This is a genomic window from Klebsiella sp. Ech2A (genome assembly GCF_030078455.1).
Classification (GTDB): domain Bacteria; phylum Pseudomonadota; class Gammaproteobacteria; order Enterobacterales; family Enterobacteriaceae; genus Klebsiella; species Klebsiella terrigena.
Genome location: NZ_JAQGFU010000004.1, coordinates 1 through 22314 on the forward strand (window position 1 = coordinate 1; position 22314 = coordinate 22314).

At 56.7% G+C, this 22314-nt stretch carries 20 protein-coding genes; 11 read left to right on the forward strand and 9 right to left on the reverse strand.

Translation table 11 applies throughout. The features are described 5' to 3' along the window. Positions 1-1149: exonuclease subunit SbcD (gene sbcD, locus PFH44_RS01800; RefSeq protein ID WP_283824141.1), on the reverse strand; the 1149-nt coding region annotated here is incomplete at its 3' end. A 181-nt stretch (positions 1150-1330) separates the two neighbouring features. On the opposite strand from sbcD, the gene phoB reads away from it, so the two are divergent. From phoB to malZ, 5 genes are all read left to right on the forward strand, one after another. Next, entirely contained in the window at positions 1331-2020 is a 690-nt protein-coding gene (gene phoB / locus PFH44_RS01805; RefSeq protein WP_045854183.1) for a phosphate response regulator transcription factor PhoB, read from the forward strand. 21 nt (positions 2021-2041) lie between these two features. Then, positions 2042-3337, forward strand: coding sequence for a phosphate regulon sensor histidine kinase PhoR (gene phoR, locus PFH44_RS01810; protein WP_045854184.1), 1296 nt, complete (start codon positions 2042-2044; stop codon positions 3335-3337). Positions 3338-3746: 409 nt separating this feature from the next. Further along, on the forward strand, positions 3747-5066 hold the full coding sequence (brnQ, locus tag PFH44_RS01815; protein ID WP_283824142.1) for a branched-chain amino acid transporter carrier protein BrnQ: 1320 nt from the start codon (positions 3747-3749) through the stop codon (positions 5064-5066). Positions 5067-5189: 123 nt separating this feature from the next. After that, a complete protein-coding gene (gene proY / locus PFH44_RS01820; protein WP_045854186.1) occupies positions 5190-6563 on the forward strand; it encodes a proline-specific permease ProY in 1374 nt (457 codons plus the stop codon). Positions 6564-6723: 160 nt separating this feature from the next. Beyond that, entirely contained in the window at positions 6724-8541 is a 1818-nt protein-coding gene (malZ, locus tag PFH44_RS01825; RefSeq protein ID WP_283824143.1) for a maltodextrin glucosidase, read from the forward strand. Here malZ and PFH44_RS01830 read toward each other — a convergent pair. Continuing rightward, positions 8538-9440, reverse strand: coding sequence for a LysR family transcriptional regulator (locus tag PFH44_RS01830; RefSeq protein ID WP_283824144.1), 903 nt, complete (start codon positions 9438-9440; stop codon positions 8538-8540). The genes malZ and PFH44_RS01830 overlap by 4 nt on opposite strands. A gap of 292 nt (positions 9441-9732) precedes the next feature. Here PFH44_RS01830 and PFH44_RS01835 point away from each other — a divergent pair, with 292 nt between their 5' ends. The 3 genes from PFH44_RS01835 to PFH44_RS01845 all read left to right on the forward strand — a co-directional run bounded on the left by PFH44_RS01835 (position 9733) and on the right by PFH44_RS01845 (position 13259). Continuing rightward, a complete protein-coding gene (locus PFH44_RS01835; protein ID WP_283824145.1) occupies positions 9733-10374 on the forward strand; it encodes a hydrolase in 642 nt (213 codons plus the stop codon). 446 nt (positions 10375-10820) lie between these two features. Then, complete coding sequence (locus PFH44_RS01840; protein WP_041144272.1) at positions 10821-11366, forward strand: antibiotic biosynthesis monooxygenase; 546 nt, start codon at positions 10821-10823, stop codon at positions 11364-11366. Positions 11367-11390: 24 nt separating this feature from the next. Continuing rightward, positions 11391-13259: an amidohydrolase gene (locus PFH44_RS01845; RefSeq protein ID WP_283824146.1), complete on the forward strand. Its 1869-nt coding sequence runs from the start codon at positions 11391-11393 to the stop codon at positions 13257-13259. Positions 13260-13334: 75 nt separating this feature from the next. Here the strand turns inward: PFH44_RS01845 and fba are convergent, their stop codons facing one another. The 7 genes from fba to acpH form a co-directional block, all read right to left on the reverse strand. After that, positions 13335-14195, reverse strand: coding sequence for a class II fructose-1,6-bisphosphate aldolase (gene fba, locus PFH44_RS01850; RefSeq protein ID WP_283824147.1), 861 nt, complete (start codon positions 14193-14195; stop codon positions 13335-13337). Positions 14196-14224: 29 nt separating this feature from the next. Further along, positions 14225-15187 (reverse strand): carbohydrate kinase family protein, encoded by a 963-nt coding sequence (locus tag PFH44_RS01855; RefSeq protein WP_041144275.1) that lies wholly within the window; start codon positions 15185-15187, stop codon positions 14225-14227. 66 nt (positions 15188-15253) lie between these two features. Continuing rightward, complete coding sequence (locus PFH44_RS01860; protein WP_045854191.1) at positions 15254-16645, reverse strand: PTS ascorbate transporter subunit IIC; 1392 nt, start codon at positions 16643-16645, stop codon at positions 15254-15256. A 20-nt stretch (positions 16646-16665) separates the two neighbouring features. Then, positions 16666-16953 (reverse strand): PTS sugar transporter subunit IIB, encoded by a 288-nt coding sequence (locus PFH44_RS01865; protein WP_041144277.1) that lies wholly within the window; start codon positions 16951-16953, stop codon positions 16666-16668. Positions 16954-16958: 5 nt separating this feature from the next. Continuing rightward, the gene (locus PFH44_RS01870; RefSeq protein ID WP_283824148.1) at positions 16959-17402 is read right to left on the reverse strand and encodes a PTS sugar transporter subunit IIA; all 444 of its coding nucleotides are present in this window, start codon (positions 17400-17402) and stop codon (positions 16959-16961) included. 441 nt (positions 17403-17843) lie between these two features. Continuing rightward, entirely contained in the window at positions 17844-18446 is a 603-nt protein-coding gene (locus tag PFH44_RS01875) for a peroxiredoxin (protein WP_004858569.1), read from the reverse strand. A gap of 169 nt (positions 18447-18615) precedes the next feature. Then, on the reverse strand, positions 18616-19197 hold the full coding sequence (gene acpH / locus PFH44_RS01880; RefSeq protein ID WP_041144279.1) for an ACP phosphodiesterase: 582 nt from the start codon (positions 19195-19197) through the stop codon (positions 18616-18618). A gap of 366 nt (positions 19198-19563) precedes the next feature. Between acpH and queA the strand changes: the two genes are divergently transcribed. From queA to yajC, 3 genes are all read left to right on the forward strand, one after another. Then, the gene (gene queA, locus PFH44_RS01885; protein WP_041144280.1) at positions 19564-20628 is read left to right on the forward strand and encodes a tRNA preQ1(34) S-adenosylmethionine ribosyltransferase-isomerase QueA; all 1065 of its coding nucleotides are present in this window, start codon (positions 19564-19566) and stop codon (positions 20626-20628) included. A 194-nt stretch (positions 20629-20822) separates the two neighbouring features. Further along, positions 20823-21950 (forward strand): tRNA guanosine(34) transglycosylase Tgt, encoded by a 1128-nt coding sequence (gene tgt / locus PFH44_RS01890; RefSeq protein WP_041144281.1) that lies wholly within the window; start codon positions 20823-20825, stop codon positions 21948-21950. 22 nt (positions 21951-21972) lie between these two features. Further along, on the forward strand, positions 21973-22305 hold the full coding sequence (yajC, locus tag PFH44_RS01895) for a preprotein translocase subunit YajC (protein WP_041144282.1): 333 nt from the start codon (positions 21973-21975) through the stop codon (positions 22303-22305). The last annotated feature ends 9 nt before the right edge of the window (positions 22306-22314 follow it).

Below are 22314 nucleotides of genomic sequence, written 5' to 3' on the forward strand. Positions count from 1 at the left end.
GAGGCGCTGCTGCTGCGGCTCTTCGAGATCCTCCAGCGCCAGGCGACGGGCAAAAACCTCCTCAACCCGCAGTTCGCTGAGGGTTTCCCGCCGCTCGCCGGCCAGAATGCGCTCGCGCTGGGCGCGGCTGCGGCGCACCAGCAGCACTTCTACCGGCAGCGCTTCGCAGCGGGCCTGGATCTGGCGCTGAATATCGTGCAGATATTCATCGCTGGTGATTTCAATATCCAGCCAGGCGGCGGGCAGCTCCGCGTCGTCCTGCCATCGGTCAAGCTGCTCGCTGATGCTGGCGAAATCGCCCTTTAGCACCGCCAGCGGCTGGACTATCGGCACCGTCAGCGGGCTCACGTCCGCCAGTCGGCCCTCGGTAAAGGTCACCAGATTGACGCTTTTACTTTTCCCGGTCTCATCAAAGCTCAGGGAGACTGGCGAGCCGCTGTAGCGGATATGCTCGCAGCCGCCGACGATCTGCGCCCGGTGGATATGGCCCAGCGCGATATAGTCGACGGGAGGAAAGCGGCTGGCCGGGAAGGCATCGAGGGTGCCGATGTAGATTTCGCGCACCGCGTCGCTTTTGCTGGCGCCGACGGTGGTCAGGTGGCCGCTGGCGATAATCGGCAGCGGCCGGTCGCCGCGCAGGGCGCAGGCCTGCTGGTACTGCTGCTGATAGTAGTCGCTGATGGCGGTGAGCAGCAGCTGCTGCTTTTCACCGCTGGAGTGTCCGGCCTGGCTGGTGACCAACTCGCGCGGGCGCAGGAAGGGGACCGGACAGAATATCGCCCCCGGAGAGCCGTCGCGCAGCGGTAGAACGAAGGGGGCATGGCCGGCGTTCGCCACGACCGTGGTTTTTAAAAAGGCCAGGATGTCGCGCGATTCATTCAGCGTGGCGACCGAATCATGGTTTCCCGCCAGCACCACCAGCCGACAGCCGGTTTGCTGGAGCTGAACCACGAAGTGGTTATACAGCTCGCGGGCGTAGCTCGGCGGCGAGCCGGTATCAAAGATATCGCCGGCGACAATAATGGCATCGACCTCGTGCTCCTGCGCGCTGGCCAGCAGCCAGTCGAGAAAGGCCGCATGCTCAGCGGCGCGGCTTTTGCTGTAAAAGTTTTGCCCGAGATGCCAGTCAGAGGTATGAATGATGCGCATAAATATTCCGTTGCCTGAGAGCGTTGCCGCCATTATACCATCGACGCAGGGGGAGTTAAGTGCGTGTCATAATTCAAAATCCTCGATCGTCAGACGACCATTTTTTTCATAAATCTGTCACAAAACTGACGCATAATGGCGCCGCACTCTATACTGATGGCTAAAAAATACAGGGTAAATAATGGCGAGAAGAATTCTGGTCGTTGAAGATGAAGCTCCAATCCGCGAAATGGTCTGCTTTGTTCTGGAACAAAACGGCTTTCAGCCCGTCGAGGCGGAAGATTTTGACAGCGCGCTGAACCAGCTCAATGAACCCTGGCCCGATCTGATTCTCCTTGACTGGATGCTGCCGGGTGGATCGGGTCTGCAGTTTATTAAGCAGCTTAAGCGTGAGGCGATGACCCGTGATATTCCGGTGGTGATGCTGACCGCTCGCGGCGAAGAGGAAGATCGCGTTCGCGGCCTCGAGACCGGCGCCGACGATTACATCACCAAGCCTTTCTCGCCGAAAGAGCTGGTGGCGCGAATCAAAGCCGTGATGCGGCGCATTTCCCCGATGGCGGTGGAAGAGGTGATTGAAATGCAGGGGCTGAGCCTCGATCCCTCCTCCCATCGCGTAATGACCGGCGAAAACCCGCTGGACATGGGACCGACCGAGTTTAAGTTATTACACTTCTTTATGACCCATCCGGAACGCGTATACAGCCGCGAACAGCTGCTGAATCACGTCTGGGGGACCAACGTGTATGTAGAAGACCGAACGGTAGACGTGCATATTCGCCGTCTGCGTAAAGCGCTGGAACACAGTGGCCATGACCGGATGGTACAAACGGTTCGCGGCACGGGATATCGTTTCTCCGCCCGTTTCTGAATGTCGACAGGAGTGTGAACCGTGCTGGAACGGCTGTCATGGAAAAGGCTGGCGCTTGAGCTTTTCTTATGTTGTATCCCGGCCCTGATTCTCGGGGCGGTATTTGGTCATTTGCCGTGGTTTTTACTGGCGGCGGTGACCGGACTTCTTATCTGGCATTTCTGGAATTTATTACGTCTATCGTGGTGGCTGTGGGTGGACCGCAGCATGACGCCACCGCCGGGGAGCGGCAGCTGGGAACCGCTGCTGTACGGCCTCCACCAGATGCAGATGCGTAATAAAAAACGCCGACGCGAGCTGGGAAGCCTGATCAAACGCTTTCGCAGCGGGGCGGAATCGCTGCCCGATGCGGTGGTGCTGACCACCGAGGAGGGGGCGATCTTCTGGTGTAACGGCCTGGCACAGCAGATCCTCAATCTGCGCTGGCCGGACGACAGTGGACAAAACATCCTTAACCTCCTGCGCTATCCTGAATTTGCCAACTACCTCAAAAGCAAAGATTTCAGCAAACCGCTTAATCTGATCCTTAATAACGCGCGTCATCTGGAAATCCGCGTGATGCCCTACAGCGACAAGCAGATGCTGATGGTGGCGCGCGACGTGACGCAGATGCACCAGCTTGAAGGCGCCCGGCGCAACTTTTTCGCCAACGTCAGCCACGAGCTGCGCACGCCGCTAACGGTGCTGCAGGGATATCTGGAGATGATGCAGGAGCAGGTGCTGGAAGGGGTGACGCGGGAAAAGGCCCTGCATACCATGCGCGAGCAAACTCAGCGTATGGAGGGGCTGGTTAAACAGCTGCTGACCCTGTCGCGTATTGAAGCGGCCCCGGTTCTGGCGATGAACGACAAAATCGACGTGCCGATGATGCTGCGGGTTGTCGAGCGCGAGGCGCAAACGCTCAGCCAGAAAAAGCATACCCTGCACTTTGTGGTCGATGAGTCGCTGCAGGTGCTCGGTAACGATGAGCAGCTGCGCAGCGCGATCTCGAATCTGGTGTATAACGCGATCAACCATACGCCGGCGGGAACGGAAATTACCGTCAGCTGGCAGAAAGCGCCGCACGGCGCGCTGTTTAGCGTTGAGGATAACGGCCCGGGGATCGCGCCCGAGCATATTCCGCGGCTGACCGAGCGCTTCTATCGCGTGGATAAAGCGCGCTCGCGGCAAACCGGGGGCAGCGGCCTGGGGCTGGCTATCGTTAAGCATGCGGTCAACCATCACGACAGCCGGCTGGATATTGAGAGCACGCCCGGTAAAGGAACGCGGTTTAGCTTCCTGCTGCCGGAACGTTTAATTGCCAAAAAAAGCGGCTAGGCGCCGCGCTGTCAACATAACTTGTCAATGACCAGCTCCGGCTGGTCATTTTCGTTTGCAGTCAATTTTCAGCTGCGTAATTAACGAACGCCTGCTGCTTTTTTGTTCGCATGATTAGCCACATGTTTTCCTTCATTATGGTTAATAACGCTGGTTGAAATTGTAGACTTAGCATAATCATCTGCTTTTACGATCCCGCCTTGCTTTAAAACGTTATAAGCGTTTAAATTGCGCCCCATGCGGTCGTAGACAGACTGCTTTTGCGTGGTATTTCAAAAAACAATTCTTTCCCACGCCGCTTCGGGAGCATATCTCGCTGAGTTTCCGGCAATAGCCGCTGTATCATCCCTAAGGGAAGGCACGGTATTTTTCCGTTTAACACCACCACATCCACAGGCAGTATGAATTTATGACCCATCAGTTAAAATCTCGCGACATCATAGCGTTGGGCTTTATGACCTTCGCGCTGTTCGTCGGTGCAGGCAACATCATCTTCCCCCCAATGGTTGGTTTACAGGCTGGTGAACACGTCTGGACCGCCGCTATCGGCTTTCTGATCACCGCCGTGGGTTTACCGGTGCTGACGGTCGTGGCGCTGGCGAAAGTCGGCGGCGGCGTTGAAAGCCTGAGCACCCCGATTGGCAAAGTGGCGGGAATTCTGCTGGCCGTCGTCTGCTACCTGGCGGTAGGACCGCTGTTCGCGACTCCGCGTACCGCGACGGTCTCCTTTGAAGTGGGGATTGCCCCGCTGACCGGCGACGGCGCGATGCCGCTGCTGATTTATAGCGTTATCTATTTCGCCCTGGTGATCCTCGTTTCGTTATACCCCGGCAAGCTGCTGGATACCGTCGGCAATTTCCTCGCTCCGCTGAAAATCATTGCCCTGATTATTCTCTCCGTCGCGGCGATTATTTGGCCGGCAGGCCCGATCAGCAACGCGCTGGAGGCCTACCGCACCGCGCCGTTCTCAAACGGCTTCGTCAACGGCTATCTGACGATGGACACCCTCGGCGCGATGGTCTTCGGCATCGTCATTGTTAACGCCGCCCGTTCTCGTGGCGTCACGGAAGCGCGCCTGCTGACCCGCTATACCGTGTGGGCCGGCCTGATGGCGGGCGTCGGCCTGACGTTGCTGTACCTCGCCCTGTTCCGCTTAGGCTCCGACAGCGCGACCCTGGTCGATCAGTCAGCTAACGGCGCGGCCATTCTGCACTCGTACGTCCAGCACACCTTCGGTGGCGCGGGAAGCTTTATGCTGGCGGCGCTGATTTTCATTGCCTGCCTGGTGACCGCGGTTGGCCTGACCTGCGCCTGTGCGGAATTTTTCGCCCAGTATCTGCCGCTCTCCTACCGCTCGCTGGTGTTTATTCTCGGCATCTTCTCGATGGCGGTCTCCAACCTCGGGCTGAGCCACCTGATTCAGATTTCGATCCCGGTGCTGACGGCTATCTATCCGCCGTGTATCGCACTGGTGGTATTAAGCTTTACCCGCAACTGGTGGCATAATTCGTCCCGCGTTATTGCGCCGGCCATGTTTATCAGCCTGATGTTTGGTATCATTGACGGCATTAAAACGTCAGCCTTTGCCGATATGCTGCCGGCGTGGACCGCGCGCCTGCCGTTGGCGGAGCAGGGTCTGGCCTGGCTGATGCCGACCGCCGTGATGGTGGTTCTGGCGGTGGTCTGGGACCGCGCCGTGGGGCGTCAGGTGACATCCAGCGCGCACTAGCCGACGTTTAAAAATCAGTGTTAAACCACGGGACTTCAGGTCCCGTGGTTTTTTGTTTTTCAGGTAATCCTCTTTTGATCTTCGCCCGACGGAGGCTAAAGGAGAAAAACGGCATGGAATACGATGGAAAGTAGTAACAAACTTAAGCGCGGGCTAAGTACCCGGCATATCCGCTTTATGGCGCTGGGTTCGGCAATTGGTACCGGCCTGTTCTATGGCTCGGCCGATGCGATTAAAATGGCCGGCCCGAGCGTGCTGCTGGCCTATATTATCGGCGGCGTGGCGGCGTACATTATTATGCGCGCGCTGGGCGAGATGTCGGTGCATAACCCCGCCGCCAGCTCATTTTCGCGCTACGCGCAGGACTACCTCGGCCCGCTGGCGGGCTATATCACCGGCTGGACCTACTGCTTTGAAATTCTGATTGTCGCCATCGCCGACGTGACGGCCTTCGGCATCTATATGGGCGTCTGGTTCCCGACGGTTCCGCACTGGATCTGGGTGCTCAGCGTGGTGCTGATTATCTGCGCCGTCAATCTGATGAGCGTGAAGGTGTTTGGCGAGCTGGAGTTCTGGTTCTCCTTCTTTAAAGTCGCCACCATTATTATCATGATCCTCGCCGGTTTCGGCATCATTATCTGGGGCATCGGCAACGGCGGCCAGCCGACCGGCATCCATAATCTGTGGAGCAACGGCGGCTTCTTCAGCAACGGCTGGCTGGGAATGGTGATGTCGCTGCAGATGGTGATGTTCGCCTACGGCGGGATTGAAATCATCGGTATTACCGCCGGGGAAGCGCAGGATCCGGAGAAATCCATTCCGCGCGCCATCAACTCGGTCCCGATGCGTATTCTGGTGTTCTACGTCGGCACGCTGTTCGTGATTATGTCTATTTATCCGTGGAACCAGGTCGGGACTAACGGCAGCCCGTTCGTCTTAACCTTCCAGCATATGGGCATCGCGTTTGCCGCCAGTATCCTCAACTTTGTGGTGCTGACCGCCTCGCTGTCGGCGATTAACAGCGACGTATTCGGCGTCGGGCGCATGCTGCACGGCATGGCCGAGCAGGGCAGCGCGCCGAAAATGTTCGCCAAAACGTCGCGCCGCGGCGTGCCGTGGGTGACAGTGATGGTGATGACCATCGCGCTGCTGTTTGCGGTCTACCTGAACTACATCATGCCGGAAAACGTCTTCCTGGTGATCGCCTCCCTGGCAACCTTTGCGACGGTGTGGGTGTGGATTATGATCCTGCTGTCGCAGATTGCCTTCCGCCGCCGTCTGCCGCCGGAAGAGGCCAGGGCGCTGAAGTTTAAGGTGCCGGGCGGCGTGGCGACCACGGCGGTAGGCCTGGCGTTCCTCGTCTTTATCATCGCGCTGATTGGCTACCATCCGGATACGCGTATTTCCCTGTACGTCGGCTTCGCCTGGATAGCGCTGCTGCTGGTCGGCTGGAAGCTGAAAACCCGCCGCGACCGTCAGCTGGCGCAGGCCCGCTAGGCGGGCCGCTCGCCTGCCGGATATGCGCGCTGTCCGGCAGGCGATTTCCGCTTTTCCGATATCCTCCTCCGCTCTCCTCCCCCAATAATTCTGCCGATGATGAGTCATACGCATACGCGCTGTGGCAAGGTGTGCCCATTCTGTACAGAGAGGAATAACGATGTTGAAGGCATGGCACCTGCCTGTTGCCCCGTTTATCAAGGAGCAGCAGGGACGACTCTTTATCACCCTATGGGTTAGCGGCGATGAGCTGCCGCAGCGCGTCACGCTGCGTGCGGAAGAAGACAACGAAGAGCTTTCGCTGCCGATGCACCGCCTGCGCCAGGAGCCGCGGCCGGGCGTCGTCGCGTGGCGCGGTGAGATTAATCTGGCCAGCGGCCAGCCGCGTCGGCGCTATAGCTTCAAGCTGCTGTGGGCCGACCGGCAGCGTTGGTTTACCCCGCAGGGCTTTAACCGCTTCCCGCCGGCGCGGCTGGAGCAGTTTGCGGTCGACCTGCCGGACAGCGGCCCGCAGTGGGTTGCCGATCAGGTCTTTTATCAAATCTTTCCTGACCGCTTTGCGCGCAGCGAACCGCGCCAGGCCGAGCAGGATAGACCCTACCATCACCACGCTGCGGGACAGGATATCGTTCAGAAGCAGTGGGATGAACCGTTAACCGGCGAGGCGGGTGGCTCAACTTTCTACGGCGGCGATCTGGACGGTATCAGCGAGAAGCTGCCGTATCTCAAGCAGCTGGGCGTCACGGCGCTGTACCTGAATCCGGTGTTTGTCGCGCCGAGCGTGCATAAATACGATACCGAAGATTATCGTCGCGTCGATCCGCAGTTCGGCGGCGACGCCGCGCTGCTGCGCCTGCGGCACAATACGCAGCGGGAGGGGATGCGCCTGATCCTCGATGGCGTGTTCAACCATACCGGAGATTCACACGTCTGGTTTGACCGCCACCAGCGCGGCAGCGGAGGCGCCTGCCACAGCGCGGATTCACCGTGGCGCGACTGGTTCACCTTCTCCCCCGAGGGCGAGGCGCACAGCTGGCTGGGCTACGCCAGCCTGCCGAAGCTGGATTACCGGTCGACCAGCCTGATTAACGAAATCTATGCCGGGGAAGACAGCATCGTGCGCCACTGGCTGAAGGCGCCGTGGAGTATGGACGGCTGGCGCCTGGACGTGGTGCATATGCTGGGTGAGGGCGGCGGGGCGCGTAATAATTTGCGCCATATTGCCGGTATAACCCAGGCGGCGAAGGAGACACAGCCAGAATCCTTTGTTTTTGGTGAACATTTTGGTGATGCGCGCCAGTGGCTGCAGGCCGATGTCGAAGATGCGGCGATGAACTATCGCGGGTTTACCTTCCCGCTGTGGGGCTTCCTGGCGAATACCGATATCTCTTACGATCCGCAGAAGATAGATGCGCAAACCTGCGTGGCGTGGATGGATAACTACCGCGCCGGGCTGTCGCACCAGCAGCAGCTGCGGATGTTTAACCAGCTTGATAGCCACGATACGGCGCGCTTTAAGTCGCTGCTGGGTAAGGACGTTGCGCGTCTGCCGCTGGCGGTGGTCTGGCTGTTCTGCTGGCCGGGCGTGCCGTGCATCTACTACGGCGACGAAGTGGGCGTTGATGGCAATAACGATCCGTTCTGCCGCAAACCCTTCCCGTGGGACCCGGCTTTGCAGGACGCTACGCTGCTGGGCCTGTATAAACGCATGGCGAAGCTGCGCAAGGCGAACCAGGCGCTGCGCTACGGCGGGTGTCAGGTGATTTATGCCGAAGAAAACGTGGTGGTATTTGCCCGGGTGTATAAAAATCAGCGCGTGCTGGTGGCTATCAACCGCGGCGAAGCCTGTGAGGTCGTCGTGGAGGATTCACCGCTGCTGGACGTGGGCGAGTGGCAGCTCAAAGAGGGCGGCGGAGCGCTGCACGACGGCGTGCTGACGCTACCTGCCGTCTCCGCCAGCGTGTGGTTTAGCCGTTAGGGATAAAGCTGGTGTAGAAACGGTTCTTCGAGAATGGCTTCCCGCCACCAGCGCTGGGCCAGGCCGTCGTTATCCGTACGCCAGGCCATGTAGGCGATATCCTTTTCGCGAAAAGAGATGACGGTTTTCTCCACCAGTTCGCCGCTCGCCAGCCACGGATGGGCGACGTGGCGGGGGAGAAAACCGCAGCCGATCCCGGCCCGCAGCAGCGCGACCTTGCTGGCAAAATCATCGACGCGAATTTGCGGCTGCTCGGTGAGAAAGTTGCTGTTGAGCGGATGGCAGTGGCGGGCGCTATCGCTGATCACCACCGCGCGATGCAGGCTGAGCTGCTTGTTGGTCAGCGGTTGTACCGTTTCCGCCAGCGGGTGGCCGGGCGCGACCACAAATACGTTATCCAGCGTGCCGAGCATTTTCCACGACCATTCGGCGGAGGTCGGCGGTTCGTTGATCGCGCCAAGAATGATATCCGCCCCGTTACGGGTCAGCTCTTCCCAGGCGCCCGCCAGCGTATGGTGGGTAAAATTGAGGCGGGTTTGCGGGTTTTGCGCGTAAAACGCGTCGATAAGCGGGAGTAGACGATCGAAAGGGAAGGAGGCGTCCAGCGCGATGGCCAGATCCCGCTCCCAGCCGGCATTCAGCTGCAGCGCCTGCTTTTCCAGATCCTTTGCCGCGTTGAGCAGCAGCCGACCCTTTTCCAGCACCATTGTGCCGGTATCGGTAAACTTCGCCCGGTGTCCGCTGCGATCCAGCAGGGTGATACCGAGATCGCTTTCCAGCTTTTGGATCATGTAGCTCAGGGCGGCGGGCGTTTTATAGAGCGATTCCGCGGCGGTGGCGAAGGAGCCATGGGTCTCCAGGGCATCGAGGATCTGCAGGACATCAAGATTCAGGCGCATCGGCGGCTTACCGGTAATAAATAATCCCTCTGTTTTACCGAAGCCAGTTGCTCAATACCAGTGAATAATTTAGAACCGTTACCCGCAATTTTTTGATAAACATCATTATCGCCCTCTTCGCTAATAGCGTATTTTTTATTTCTTGTCTTTTATTTTTGAAATAAATCAGAAAAATTTCTTTAATAACTCGTTAGAAATTACTGACTATACTCACCATGCTTTATCCGTCAGGATCCAGACCCACAGCAGCGCTGATTTTCTCTTTTTAACTCATTGATTAAGAAGGTATGCTATGTCTATTCGGGAACTGATTGATCCAACCAACTCAACGCTTATCTTTATTGACCACCAGCCGCAGATGTCGTTTGGTGTCGCCAATATCGATCGCCAGACGCTTAAAAATAATACCGTTGCGCTAGCCAAAGCGGGCAAGATTTTTAATGTTCCGGTGATTTACACCTCCGTGGAAACAAAAAGCTTTAGCGGCTATATCTGGCCGGAATTGCTGGCGGTGCATCCGCAGGTTAAACCGATAGAACGTACCTCAATGAACTCCTGGGAAGATGCGGGGTTCGTTAAGGCGGTTAAGGCTGCCGGGCGTAAGAAGCTGATTATCTCCGCGCTGTGGACCGAAGTCTGCCTGACGTTCCCGGCGCTGATGGCGCTGGAAGAGGGATATGAAGTGTACGTGGTGACCGACACTTCCGGTGAGACCTCCGTCGATGCGCATGAGCGCTCGATTGACCGCATGGTGCAGGCCGGCGCGGTGCCGGTGACCTGGCAGCAGGTGCTGCTTGAGTACCAGCGCGACTGGTCGCGCAAAGAGACCTACGACGCGGTGATGGACCTGGTTCGCGAACATAGCGGCGCGTACGGCATGGGCGTGGATTACGCGTATACCATGGTGCACGGCGCGCCGGAGCGCCAGGCCTAAATACACTTCATCCTTCAGGCTGCCTCTTTGTTGGCTGCACTCAGAAACCCCAGTCGCATAGTTATCTATGCTCCAGGGGATTTCTTCCCTTGCCGCCCCGGCGCAGCTTGAATGATTTTGTGTATTGTCATCGTCCTTCAGGCTGCCTCTTTGCTGGCTGCACTCAGAAACCCTGGCCACATAGTTACCTATGCTCCCGGGGATTTCTTCCCTTGCCGCCTCGATGCAGCATGAATGATTTTGTGTATTTCAGGCTGCCTCTTTGCTGGCTTCGTTTGCCCGCCCCGGCGCAGCTTGAATGATTTTGTGTATTGTCATCGTCCTTCAGGCTGCCTCTTTGCTGGCTTCGTTTGCCCGCCCCGGCGCAGCTTGAATGATTTTATGTATTGTCATTTATGGCTGATGGCGGGGTAATTCCGCCGCTTCCCTGCAGCAAGGAGCTCCTTATGGCGCAACAGAAATCGGTAACGCTGGTTATCAGTCATATGCTCGATCCCGAACACGGTAAGCGCTATGAAGAGTGGCTCGGAAAAATTATGCCCGTGGCGGCGGAGTTTCCCGGGCACCTTGGCGCTAACGTTATTCGCCCGGGGGCCGGGCAGAATTTATGGAGCGTGATTATTCGCTTCGACACCATTGAGCACCTCTACGCCTGGACGCAGTCGGAAACGCGCCGCGAACTGGTTGCCGAAATTGCGCCGCTGCTTAACGAGGGCGATCGCACGGAGGTCCGTACCGAGCCGGCTTTCTGGTTTACCCCGCCGGCGGCCAACGTGCGCCAGCCGCTGCGCTGGAAGCAGTTTCTGATAACCCTGCTGGTTATCTTTCCCAGCACCAACCTGGTGCCCTGGCTGACCGGCATGCTGCTGCCCTCGATGCGGGGAAGCCTGCCGCTGCATTTGATAAACGATGCCTGCGTCGTCGCGCTGGTGGTCTGGTTCTGGATGCCCATCGTGACCCGCCTGTTTGCTGGCTGGTTAAAGAAAAACTGAGTCAGCCTCCTCAAGGAGAGCGTTATGTCACAAACTGCCACACTGATCCTGACCCATGGTCGGATCCACACCCTCGATCGCCAAAACCCGCTGGCCGACGCGGTCGCGATCGCCGACGGTAAGATCCTCGCGGCCGGGAGCCACGATCGAATCATGAGCTTTGCCGCCGAAGGCACGCAGATCGTCGATCTGCAGGGCCATACGGCGATCCCCGGCCTGAATGATTCCCACCTGCACCTGATCCGCGGCGGGCTGAACTACAACCTTGAGCTGCGCTGGGAAGGCGTTCCCTCGCTGGCGGACGCGCTGCGGATGCTCAAAGAGCAGGCCGATCGCACGCCTTCGCCGCAGTGGGTGCGGGTGGTCGGCGGCTGGAGCGAATTTCAGTTTGCCGAGCGGCGCATGCCGACGCTGGAAGAGCTCAACCAGGCTGCGCCGGATACGCCGGTATTCGTGCTGCATCTCTACGATCGCGCGCTGCTTAACCGCGCGGCGCTGAAGGCCGTAGGCTATACCAAAGAGACGCCGGATCCGGCGGGCGGAGAAATTGTGCGGGATAGCAACGGCAACCCGACCGGGATGCTGATCGCCAGGCCCAATGCCATGATCCTTTACGCGACGCTGGCGAAAGGGCCCAAGCTGCCGCTGGAGCTGCAGGTGAACTCGACGCGCCAGTTTATGCGCGAGCTGAACCGTCTTGGGCTGACCAGCGCGATTGACGCCGGCGGCGGCTTCCAGAACTACCCGGAAGATTACGAAATTATTGAACAGCTGCACGCGAACCAGCAGATGACCGTGCGCATTGCCTATAACCTGTTTACCCAGCGTCCGAAGCAGGAGCTGGATGATTTCGAACGCTGGACCGATATGCTGAAGCCGGGGAAGGGGACCGACTTTTTCCGCGCCAACGGCGCCGGCGAGATGCTGGTCTTTTCGGCGGCGGATTTTGAAGATTTCCTGCAGCCGCGTCCGGATCTGCCGGCGGGAATGGGGGACGAACTGGAGCGGGTGGTGCACCACCTGGTGGAACACCGCTGGCCGTTCCGCCTGCACGCCACCTATGACGAATCCATCAGCCGGATGCTGGACGTCTTTGAGAAGGTGAACCGCGAGATTCCGTTTAACGGCCTGCACTGGTTCTTTGACCATGCGGAAACCATCACCGAGCGCAATATTGAGCGCGTGAAGGCGCTGGGCGGCGGGATTGCGGTACAGCACCGGATGGCCTTCCAGGGGGAATATTTTGTCGACCGCTACGGCATCGATGCGGTGAAGCACACCCCGCCGGTGGCGAAAATGCTGGAAATGGAGGTGCCGGTGGGGCTCGGCACCGACGCCACCCGCGTGGCGAGCTACAACCCGTGGACCGCGCTCTACTGGCTGGTTTCCGGGCGCACCGTCGGCGGCATGGCAATGTACGACGAGAGCAACCGCCTGCCGCGCGACGTGGCGCTGGAGCTGTGGACGGCGGGCAGCGCCTGGTTCTCCAGCGAGCAGGGTAAAAAAGGGCGTATTGAGCAGGATCAGCTCGCCGATCTGGTGGTGCTGTCGAAGGACTATTTCAGCGTGCCGGAAGAGGAGATAAAAGGCATCGAATCGGTGCTGACGGTGGTTGATGGCAAAGTGGTTTATGCCGCCGGACGCTTCTCGCCGCTGGCGCCGCCGCCCATCCCGGTGCTGCCGGAGTGGTCTCCGGTGGTCAAGGTTCCGGGCCACTACCGCTCGGCGCCGCCTGCTGCGGCAAAAATCGGCGCCATCGTGCAGATGCACCAGTGCTGCGGCAGCTGCGGCGTCCACGGCCACCAGCACGATATTGCGCGGCGGTCGCCGATCCCGGTTGCCGATGAGCAGGCGTTCTGGGGCGTGCTGGGCTGCTCCTGCTTCGCGTTTTAGCCCCTGATTAACCAGCCTCCGGATCTGTCCGGGGCTGGGTTCTTCCTGAAGTGGCGTCGATAAAGTGAATATTGGCTAATAGCGGTTTTGTGAGCCAAACAGCTCAATGCGCCGCGCAATCATTTCGCGCACCGGTTTCAGCCCCTGGCCGATCACTTTGCGCGGGTCGTTTACATCATGACCGGTATCGGCGGATAGTATGGCCTTCACCTCCTGGCACCAGGCGTACATATTTTCGGTATTGACGTTAATTTTGGCCGTGCCGCAGGCAATGGCCTTACGCATATCCTCGTCGGCAATGCCGGTGCCGCCGTGCAGCACCAGCGGAACCTTAACCCGCTCCGCAATCGCCTTCATCTCCGTAAACCCGAGCTTTGCTTTGCCTTTGTACAGCCCGTGGGTCGAGCCTAGCGCCGCCGCCAGACAATCGACCTGCGTTTCGCTGACCAGGGTGTAGCACTCCTGCGGGTCGGCATAGATCACCGTCGAGTTAACGATACCGTCTTCGCTTCCGGCAATGGTGCCCAGCTCAGCTTCAACCGAAATGCCTCTGGCATGCGCTAGCTCGACCAGATGGCGGGTGATGGCCAGGTTTTCGCTAAACGGCAGGTGCGAACCATCAAACATGATGGAGCTGAATCCGGCCTCAATAGCCGCTTTGCAGGCTTCACGGGTGGTCCCGTGATCGAGATGCAGCGCGACCGGAATATCAATGTGTAAATAATCAATCGCGTTGACCACGATGTCATGAATACATTTTAATCCCAGCATATGCTTAACGGTACCGCCGGAGACGCCGAGAATAACCGGGGAGCGCAGCTGTTGTGCGGTGCTTAATACCGCGCCGACCCATTCCAGATTATTAATATTGAACTGCCCTACGGCATAACCGTCCCGCAGGGCATGCTGAAGCATGTCCTTCATAGAAACTAACATGATCACCTCTCGATATTGATTAACGAAAATTATTCACCAAAATATTGCGTTAAGTTTCTTTCGTAGTTATTTAGCGAGTTATGGACGATGGCAAGGTCGGGCATTGATTCACGCACGCCCTTTTTCTCAATAGAGATTGCCGCGGTCAGGCTGGCAAACAAAATAATATTGTCGATATGCCACGAGTAGTGCACGCCATAGGTAAAGGCGCCGTGGAATACGTCCCCGGCGCCGGTAGTATCAACCACATTGCAGAGCCAGGCCGGAACAATTTGCAGCATGCCGCTTTTTAAGAATGCACAGCCTTTTTCCCCCAGCGTAATAAAGGCGTCACCGCGGCAAATTTTATTTAGCTCGATCAGCGCCGCTTTAATTTCCGCTTCGGTCTCGAGGGCGCGATAGCCCATATAGTCTCTGGCGAAATGCTCGCTAACAACAAAGTAATCGGTCCAGGCTGCCAGCTTAATATTGCTGGCGCGCAGCGAACCACCGTCCATAACTACCTTTGCGGCTGGCAGTTTCTTAATGATATATTCGCTGAGTTCTGCTTCATGCCCATCAACTAATAGCGTTACCGGTTCCTCTGATTCAATGAGCCGCGCCGCTAAATCATCAATTTTCAGCTTCTGGTCGTAGGTCAGCGAAGGCGGTGTTTGCATTTTGCGGGTAATAATCGTCCTTGAGCCCGACAGGCGATTCACCAGCACCGACGCCAGCGGGGTGATCATTTCATCGGAGAAGACCACCTGGCTGGTATCGACCCCGGCCTCGGCAAACTCATCGATAATACGCTGGCCGTAAAGGTCCTTATTCAAATGGCCAATGTAGTAAACATCTTCCCCCCACAGGCCCAGCAACCATGCCGCATTTGCTGCCGGGCCGCCGCCGCTCTCGATAAAGTCGTGGCAGAAATTTTTGGTATTCTCCTGCGGCCATTCGTTAAGAAAAAAGAACTGATCGAAACATGAAAACCCAATGGACAAGATAGCCATAACAACTCCTGATTATTTTGTCAGCTGCGGGAGGAAGTCCCTTCCCGCAGGGAAAAATGAAACCGCTTATTCATTTTTCTTATCCGCAGTGAGCTCCTCATAGCTGAGGGTGTCACCGACCACGCGCACCGAGCGGAAGCAGAATGGCACCAGCAGCGCGACCAGAAGCGCCAGGCAGATGAGATAAATCGTTATCTGACCAAACTGGGTGAATGCATTGCCGATGATGATGCCCCAGACCGCAAAGTCGAAGTCGGCGAAGGTGCTGTTCTCAAAGCCGAGGCTACCCAAAGCCGGAAGCAGCATCGCCGGCAGGAACGCAAGGAATATGCCGCCGATAAATGAGGCGATGACGCAGCCGCGTTTGCCGCCCAGCTTATCGGCAAAGACTCCGGAGGTTCCGCCGCAGAAGAAGTGCGGCACCATGCCGGGGATTATCAGCGCCATGCCAAATGCGCCGAGGAAAAGCATGCCCACCAGGCCGCCAACGAACGAGCTGATGAACCCCACGACAACGGCGGTTGGGCTAAAGGTAAAAAATACGGCGCAGTCGACGGCGGGGATGGAGTTCGGTATCAGCTTCTGACTGATCCCCTGGAACGCCGGGACGAGATCGCCGAGGATCAGCCGTACGCCGTTGTAGACGATGGCGACGCCGACCGCGAACTGCAGGCCGGTAAGGATAGAGAAGATCAGCATATTCTGGTCGGTTATCGTCCGCAGGTACTCCGTGCCCGCGACGGCGCTGCAGACGAAGTAGATAACAAACATCACGATCCCGGTGGTGACCGTGGTGTCGCGCAGAAAGCCCCATTTCTCTGAGATTTCTGTATCGGCAAATGAATTTGCCGGATTACCGGTTTTCGTGGCGATCCAGGCCGAGATGTAATAGCCCAGCGAACCGAAATGCCCCATCGCAATGCCGCCATCTTCGGTAACCTGTTTGGTGTAGCGCTGACCGATTGCCGGAGAAATGGCCGACCACGAGCCCAGCAGGAATCCGCCGATTAACACCAGCATCCAGCCGTGGAATTCTGCCGCCTGCAGCACCGCGGAGAACAGGCATGCCAGGAAGAAAGAGTGGTGCCCGGTAAGAAAGATATATTTGTACTTGGTGCAGCGGGCAATGAGCAGATTGAAAATAAAGCCTAAGAGCAAAATGCTCATGGTTTCCACGCCCAGCATTTTTTGCGCGACGGAAACAATGGCCTCATTATTAGGGATCACCCCGCGAATATTAAATCCGGCTTCAATAATGCCGCCGAGAGGGTTGAGGTTTGCCACAATAACCCCGGCGCCGGCGCTTAACATCAAATAGCCTAATATTGGCTTAAGGGTCCCGGTCAGTAATTTATTACCCGGGGAGCGTAGCGCCACTAAACCGACAAAGGCGATAATCCCCATCAGAAATGCGGGTTGACTAAATATTTCCGCTAAGAAGCTAAGAATAGCCTGCATGGTCGTTCCCTCAATAATGATTAAGAGTGAGTTGCAGCAATTTTGGTGAGTGCTTCAGTAATATCCTCGGCGATTTTTGCTTTGTGCACGTAGCTGCGAATAATGGCGACGTTGCAGCGCGCAGGAAACTGGTTTGCCAGCTCTTTAATGGTGACGTAGAGGTCGGCTTTTTCTCCTACCGCATTGGCAAAATCAACGGAGGCCACGTCGGCTTTAATACCTAATTCATCGCATATTTTTTTGACATTATTCGCAGCCATTAATGAACTGCCAATACCGTTACCACAAACCGTTCTGATAACTAACATAATGACTACTCCATTTGCTTTTGGATGAAATGTAATACTGAATTGGCGTCATGCTCCTGTTGAAGAAACGTGACAATATCTGACTCAATCAGCGAGGCTATCAGCTGGATCATTTTTATATGGCTATTCGCATCCGCCCCGGCGATGGCGATAATGACGTTCACCGGATCGAACTCCTCGTGGCCAAATGCGATCGGCCGTTGGGTGGTGACTAAGGAAAAACCCGTCTGTAATGCGCCTTTTTCCGGTCGGGCATGGGGCATCGCCAGGCCGTGGTCGATAACAATCGCCGGACCAAAATCCCGATACACCCCGACCATCGCATTAATATATTCCGGGCGACAAATATTTTGCCGGGCAAGCAGCGTTCCGGCGCATTCGATCGCCTGCTCGGCTGTGGAAATATTCTGCTTAAGCGCAATTAATGTAGGGTTAAAAATAATATCCATCATCCGATCCTTAATGCGTTCATATTCCTGAATCAGATCATGAACAAAGATCTCAACAAAAATTATGGTCCAGATCACATATGGATTTTTAAATATTGAAGCCGATCACATCGAATGGATTGGGGGAATATTTTTCTCAAATGGATAAATTTTATTATATCGTTATATATCAATGGATTATGATTTATTATTTTTCCGGAGAAGGAATAACATGGGGTAGGGAATGGGCCTGCGTCTTAATTTAAAATGAAAAAATGCAGCGCTTATCACAAATATCAGGGCGCTTTTTCAGCAAAGTTTGAACGGGGTTACAAAAAAAGGCGTACAGGGGGCCTTTTATCCCTTTACGGTATCCGCCGTCTGTTTCCAGCAGCCGCAAAGCCAGGCATAAAGCAACAAAAAAGGCTCGCGGTTGCGAGCCTTTTTATCAACGGCAGCCGATTACAGGCTGGAAACGTTCTCGGTCAGGTATTTAGCCACGCCTTCCGGAGAAGCGGCCATCCCTTCTTTACCTTTTTCCCACTGAGCCGGGCACACTTCGCCGTGCTCTTCGTGGAACTGCAGCGCGTCAACCATGCGCAGCATTTCGTCGATGTTACGTCCCAGCGGCAGGTCGTTAACCACCTGGTGGCGAACAACGCCGTTCGCGTCGATCAGGAAGGAGCCGCGCAGCGCAACGCCTTCGTCCGGATGTTCGATACCGTAGGCTTTCTGGATTTCACGCTTGATGTCAGCAACCATCGCGTATTTAACCGGACCAATACCGCCCTGGTCTACCGGGGTGTTACGCCATGCGTTGTGAACGAATTCGGAGTCGAAGGAAACGCCAACAACTTCTACGCCGCGCTTCTGGAATTCTTCATAGCGTTTGTCAAAAGCGATCAGCTCAGACGGGCAAACGAAGGTGAAGTCCATCGGCCAGAAGAACAGTACGGTGGCTTTACCGTTGGTGTGCTGTTTGAAGTTGAATTTCTCAACGATTTCGCCGTTACCTAAAACTGCTGCTGCGGTAAAATCCGGAGCCTGACGAGTTACCAGAACCATATGATTCTCCTGTTAATACTAAGGTTAATTGAAACGCAACGCGGGCAAGTATAGGGGCAGGAGCGGGCGAACTCAACGTGAGGCTGACAATCGATGAGATAGGTTTTACCTATCAATCTGCATGGAAGTGTGACCTTCAGAATAGCCTTTTTGTCAGCAAACGCAACCGCTAGAGTTCGCGATTTTTCGCCTGCGCCATCATGCGCGGATAAAAAAGCCAGAACTGCTGCTCCAGCTTGTCGTAGTGGGTATCGAGGTCCTGCCAGGAGTCGCGCAGGGCGTCGAGGCGCGGGCGACGGCTGGCCATTCCGTTAAGGACGCGCTGGATAAACGCCATATCCTCATAGCGCTCGAGCCAGCGCTCGGACCACATATATTCATTGAGATTGACGAAGCGCGGCGGCGAATCCGGCAAAATGGTTGCCACCTGGGCATGAGCGTAGCGGACGAACTCGCTGAGCGGCATATCGGGCGAGATGCGGTCCCAGTGGTGCGAGAGAAAGTGATCCCACATGACGTCGAGCGTAATGGGCGCCACGCGCCGGGTCTGCGGACGAAACCACTCCCGGGCGGCCTTAACTTCCGCCAGATTGTCGGTCATGACGTCTATTCGCCGATGCATAAAGATGCCGTCAACGATCTCCAGGGGATAGTCCGACTGCGGATTACCGCGGACGAAATCGGCCAGCAGGTTGCCCGGCAGCGAGCTGTCGGCAAGGTGGGCCAAGTGCAGGTGTGCGAGAAAATTCATAATACTCGTTGTACTTCCGGTTGCATGTGCGTTGGCTTCCTTACTTGGTCCATTCGTGGGCCTTGTTCTTCCCTGTCACTGAGTTGACTAAGCGCCCGGGATTAATGAAGGATATCCATGCCCCTCACCGGAGGCCAGGCCTCGGCAGGTTAAATTCGCTGCTGACGAATTTGCCTCCCGATTGCCGCACGACTCGCCGACGGCCTCGCCCTCATGGGGCCAGAGCAGGCGCTGTTTAAGGCACAGGCGCCTTGTCCTGCAGCGCGAATTATTTAGAGTATTATAACCGTGCTGCGGGGTAAAGGTTGCAGGGAGAACGCCCCGGCACTAGACTACCCGCCTCTTTATTTAGTCTGAGCCACCGTCATGCGCGTTACCGATTTTTCCTTTGAACTACCCGAATCCCTGATTGCCCACTACCCGCAGCCTGAGCGCAGTAGCTGCCGCTTGCTGTCGTTAGACGGGCCGACGGGCGCGCTGACGCACGGCACCTTCACCGATCTGCTCGATAAGCTTAATCCCGGCGATCTGCTGGTCTTTAACAATACCCGGGTGATCCCGGCGCGCCTGTTCGGGCGTAAGGCCAGCGGCGGTAAGATTGAAGTGCTGGTCGAGCGCATGCTGGATGACAAACGCATCCTGGCGCACATCCGCGCCTCGAAGGCGCCGAAGCCGGGCGCCGAGCTGCTGCTGGGCGATGATGAAAGCATCCAGGCGACGATGGTGGCACGCCACGACGCGCTGTTTGAAGTCGAGTTTAACGACGAGCGTCCGGTGCTGGATATCCTTAACAGCATCGGCCATATGCCGCTGCCGCCCTATATCGACCGCCCGGATGAAGAAGCCGACCGCGAGCTGTACCAAACCGTTTATAGCGTCAGGCCGGGCGCGGTAGCCGCGCCGACCGCGGGCCTACACTTTGACGAGCCGCTGCTGGAAAAGCTGCGCGAGAAAGGCGTTGAGATGGCGTTCGTGACGCTGCACGTCGGCGCGGGGACGTTCCAGCCGGTGCGCGTGGACAGCATCGAAGAGCACATCATGCACTCCGAATATGCCGAAGTCCCGCAGGACGTGGTTGACGCGGTGCTGGCCGCCAAAGCGCGCGGCAGCCGCGTTATCGCCGTGGGAACGACCTCGGTACGCTCGCTGGAGAGCGCGGCCCAGGCGGCAAAAAACGATCTGATCGAACCCTTCTTCGGCGACACGAAGATTTTTATCTATCCGGGATATCAGTACAAAGCGGTGGATGCGCTGGTCACCAATTTCCATCTTCCTGAATCTACTCTGATTATGCTGGTTTCGGCGTTTGCAGGCTATCAGCACACCATGAACGCCTATAAGGCTGCGGTAGAACAAAAATATCGCTTTTTTAGCTACGGGGACGCGATGTTTATCACGTACAATCCGCGGGCTATTTTTGAGCGTCCGTAAGCAGGCTATCTCACCTGCCATGTTGACGCCGGGCAGCGCTTGCCATCCTCACGTACTGCGCGTACGTGAGGATGGCAAGCGCTGGCCAACCCCAAACTGGCTGCGCCGATAGCGCCTCCAGGTATTTTTAGCTATGGAATCATTCCGTAGCGAGTTGTTTAACGTCAGACTGTTTTTCTGACGCAGGAGTGATAATGAAATTTGAACTGGATACCACCGACGGTCGCGCCCGCCGCGGTCGCCTGGTGTTTGAGCGCGGCGTGGTTGAAACGCCTGCATTTATGCCCGTCGGCACCTACGGTACCGTTAAAGGGATGACGCCGGAAGAAGTTGAAGCCACCGGCGCGCAGATCATTCTGGGCAACACGTTCCACCTGTGGCTGCGTCCTGGTCAGGAGATCATGAAGCTGCACGGCGACCTGCACGACTTTATGCAGTGGAAAGGGCCGATTCTCACCGATTCCGGCGGCTTTCAGGTCTTCAGCCTCGGCGATATCCGCAAGATAACCGAGCAGGGCGTGCACTTCCGCAACCCGATCAACGGCGATCCTATCTTCCTCGATCCGGAAAAATCGATGGAGATTCAGTTCGATCTCGGTTCCGATATCGTGATGATCTTCGACGAATGTACGCCGTATCCGGCGGACTGGGACTACGCCAAACGCTCAATGGAGATGTCCCTGCGCTGGGCGCAGCGCAGCCGCGACCGCTTTGACGGCCTGGGCAACAAAAACGCGCTCTTCGGCATCATTCAGGGCAGCGTTTACGAAGATTTACGTGATATCTCCGTTAAAGGTCTGGTAGATATCGGCTTTGATGGCTACGCTGTCGGCGGTTTGGCTGTCGGCGAGCCGAAAGAGGACATGCACCGTATTCTCGAGCACGTCTGCCCGCAGATCCCGGCCGACAAGCCGCGATATCTGATGGGCGTCGGCAAGCCGGAAGATCTGGTTGAAGGGGTACGTCGCGGTATCGATATGTTCGACTGCGTTATGCCTACGCGTAACGCGCGTAACGGTCACCTGTTCGTCACCGATGGCGTCGTAAAAATCCGTAATGCGAAGCATAAAAGCGATACGGCGACGCTGGATGCCGAGTGTGATTGCTATACATGTCGCAATTATTCACGCGCTTACTTGCATCATCTCGATCGCTGCAACGAAATATTGGGCGCGCGCCTCAACACCATTCATAACCTGCGTTATTATCAGCGCTTAATGGCTGGTTTACGCAAGGCTATTGAAGAGGGTAAATTAGAGAGCTTCGTGGCCGATTTTTACCAACGTCAGGGACGAACCGTTCCTCCTTTGAACGTTGATTAATTTTAATAATGAGGGAATTTCAATGAGCTTTTTCATTTCTGATGCGGCAGCAGCAACCGGTGGCGCAGCGCAGAGCAGCCCGATGTCTCTGATCCTGATGCTGGTGGTGTTTGGTCTGATTTTTTACTTCATGATCCTGCGCCCACAGCAGAAACGCAGCAAAGAACATAAAAATCTGATGAGCTCCATCGCCAAAGGTGATGAAGTGCTGACGAATGGTGGCCTGGTTGGTCGCGTCACTAAAGTTGCCGAAAGCGGATACATCGCTATCGCACTGAACGACACCACTGAAGTGGTTATCAAACGTGACTTCGTAGCCGCCGTTCTGCCGAAAGGCACCATGAAGGCGCTGTAATCCACTTTT

What these genes read in the sequence shown, in the direction of transcription:
- phoB (WP_045854183.1), top strand. Translation starts at nt 1,331, where the DNA reads ATGGCGAGAAGAATTCTGGTCGTTGAAGATGAAGCTCCAATCCGCGAA.
- PFH44_RS01860 (WP_045854191.1), bottom strand. Translation starts at nt 16,645, where the DNA reads ATGCAGGCTATTCTTAGCTTCTTAGCGGAAATATTTAGTCAACCCGCA.
- PFH44_RS01855 (WP_041144275.1), bottom strand. Translation starts at nt 15,187, where the DNA reads ATGGCTATCTTGTCCATTGGGTTTTCATGTTTCGATCAGTTCTTTTTT.
- PFH44_RS01835 (WP_283824145.1), top strand. Translation starts at nt 9,733, where the DNA reads ATGTCTATTCGGGAACTGATTGATCCAACCAACTCAACGCTTATCTTT.
- PFH44_RS01865 (WP_041144277.1), bottom strand. Translation starts at nt 16,953, where the DNA reads ATGTTAGTTATCAGAACGGTTTGTGGTAACGGTATTGGCAGTTCATTA.
- proY (WP_045854186.1), top strand. Translation starts at nt 5,190, where the DNA reads ATGGAAAGTAGTAACAAACTTAAGCGCGGGCTAAGTACCCGGCATATC.
- tgt (WP_041144281.1), top strand. Translation starts at nt 20,823, where the DNA reads ATGAAATTTGAACTGGATACCACCGACGGTCGCGCCCGCCGCGGTCGC.
- queA (WP_041144280.1), top strand. Translation starts at nt 19,564, where the DNA reads ATGCGCGTTACCGATTTTTCCTTTGAACTACCCGAATCCCTGATTGCC.
- acpH (WP_041144279.1), bottom strand. Translation starts at nt 19,197, where the DNA reads ATGAATTTTCTCGCACACCTGCACTTGGCCCACCTTGCCGACAGCTCG.
- PFH44_RS01845 (WP_283824146.1), top strand. Translation starts at nt 11,391, where the DNA reads ATGTCACAAACTGCCACACTGATCCTGACCCATGGTCGGATCCACACC.
- PFH44_RS01870 (WP_283824148.1), bottom strand. Translation starts at nt 17,402, where the DNA reads ATGGATATTATTTTTAACCCTACATTAATTGCGCTTAAGCAGAATATT.
- PFH44_RS01840 (WP_041144272.1), top strand. Translation starts at nt 10,821, where the DNA reads ATGGCGCAACAGAAATCGGTAACGCTGGTTATCAGTCATATGCTCGAT.
- PFH44_RS01830 (WP_283824144.1), bottom strand. Translation starts at nt 9,440, where the DNA reads ATGCGCCTGAATCTTGATGTCCTGCAGATCCTCGATGCCCTGGAGACC.
- brnQ (WP_283824142.1), top strand. Translation starts at nt 3,747, where the DNA reads ATGACCCATCAGTTAAAATCTCGCGACATCATAGCGTTGGGCTTTATG.
- malZ (WP_283824143.1), top strand. Translation starts at nt 6,724, where the DNA reads ATGTTGAAGGCATGGCACCTGCCTGTTGCCCCGTTTATCAAGGAGCAG.
- PFH44_RS01875 (WP_004858569.1), bottom strand. Translation starts at nt 18,446, where the DNA reads ATGGTTCTGGTAACTCGTCAGGCTCCGGATTTTACCGCAGCAGCAGTT.
- fba (WP_283824147.1), bottom strand. Translation starts at nt 14,195, where the DNA reads ATGTTAGTTTCTATGAAGGACATGCTTCAGCATGCCCTGCGGGACGGT.
- yajC (WP_041144282.1), top strand. Translation starts at nt 21,973, where the DNA reads ATGAGCTTTTTCATTTCTGATGCGGCAGCAGCAACCGGTGGCGCAGCG.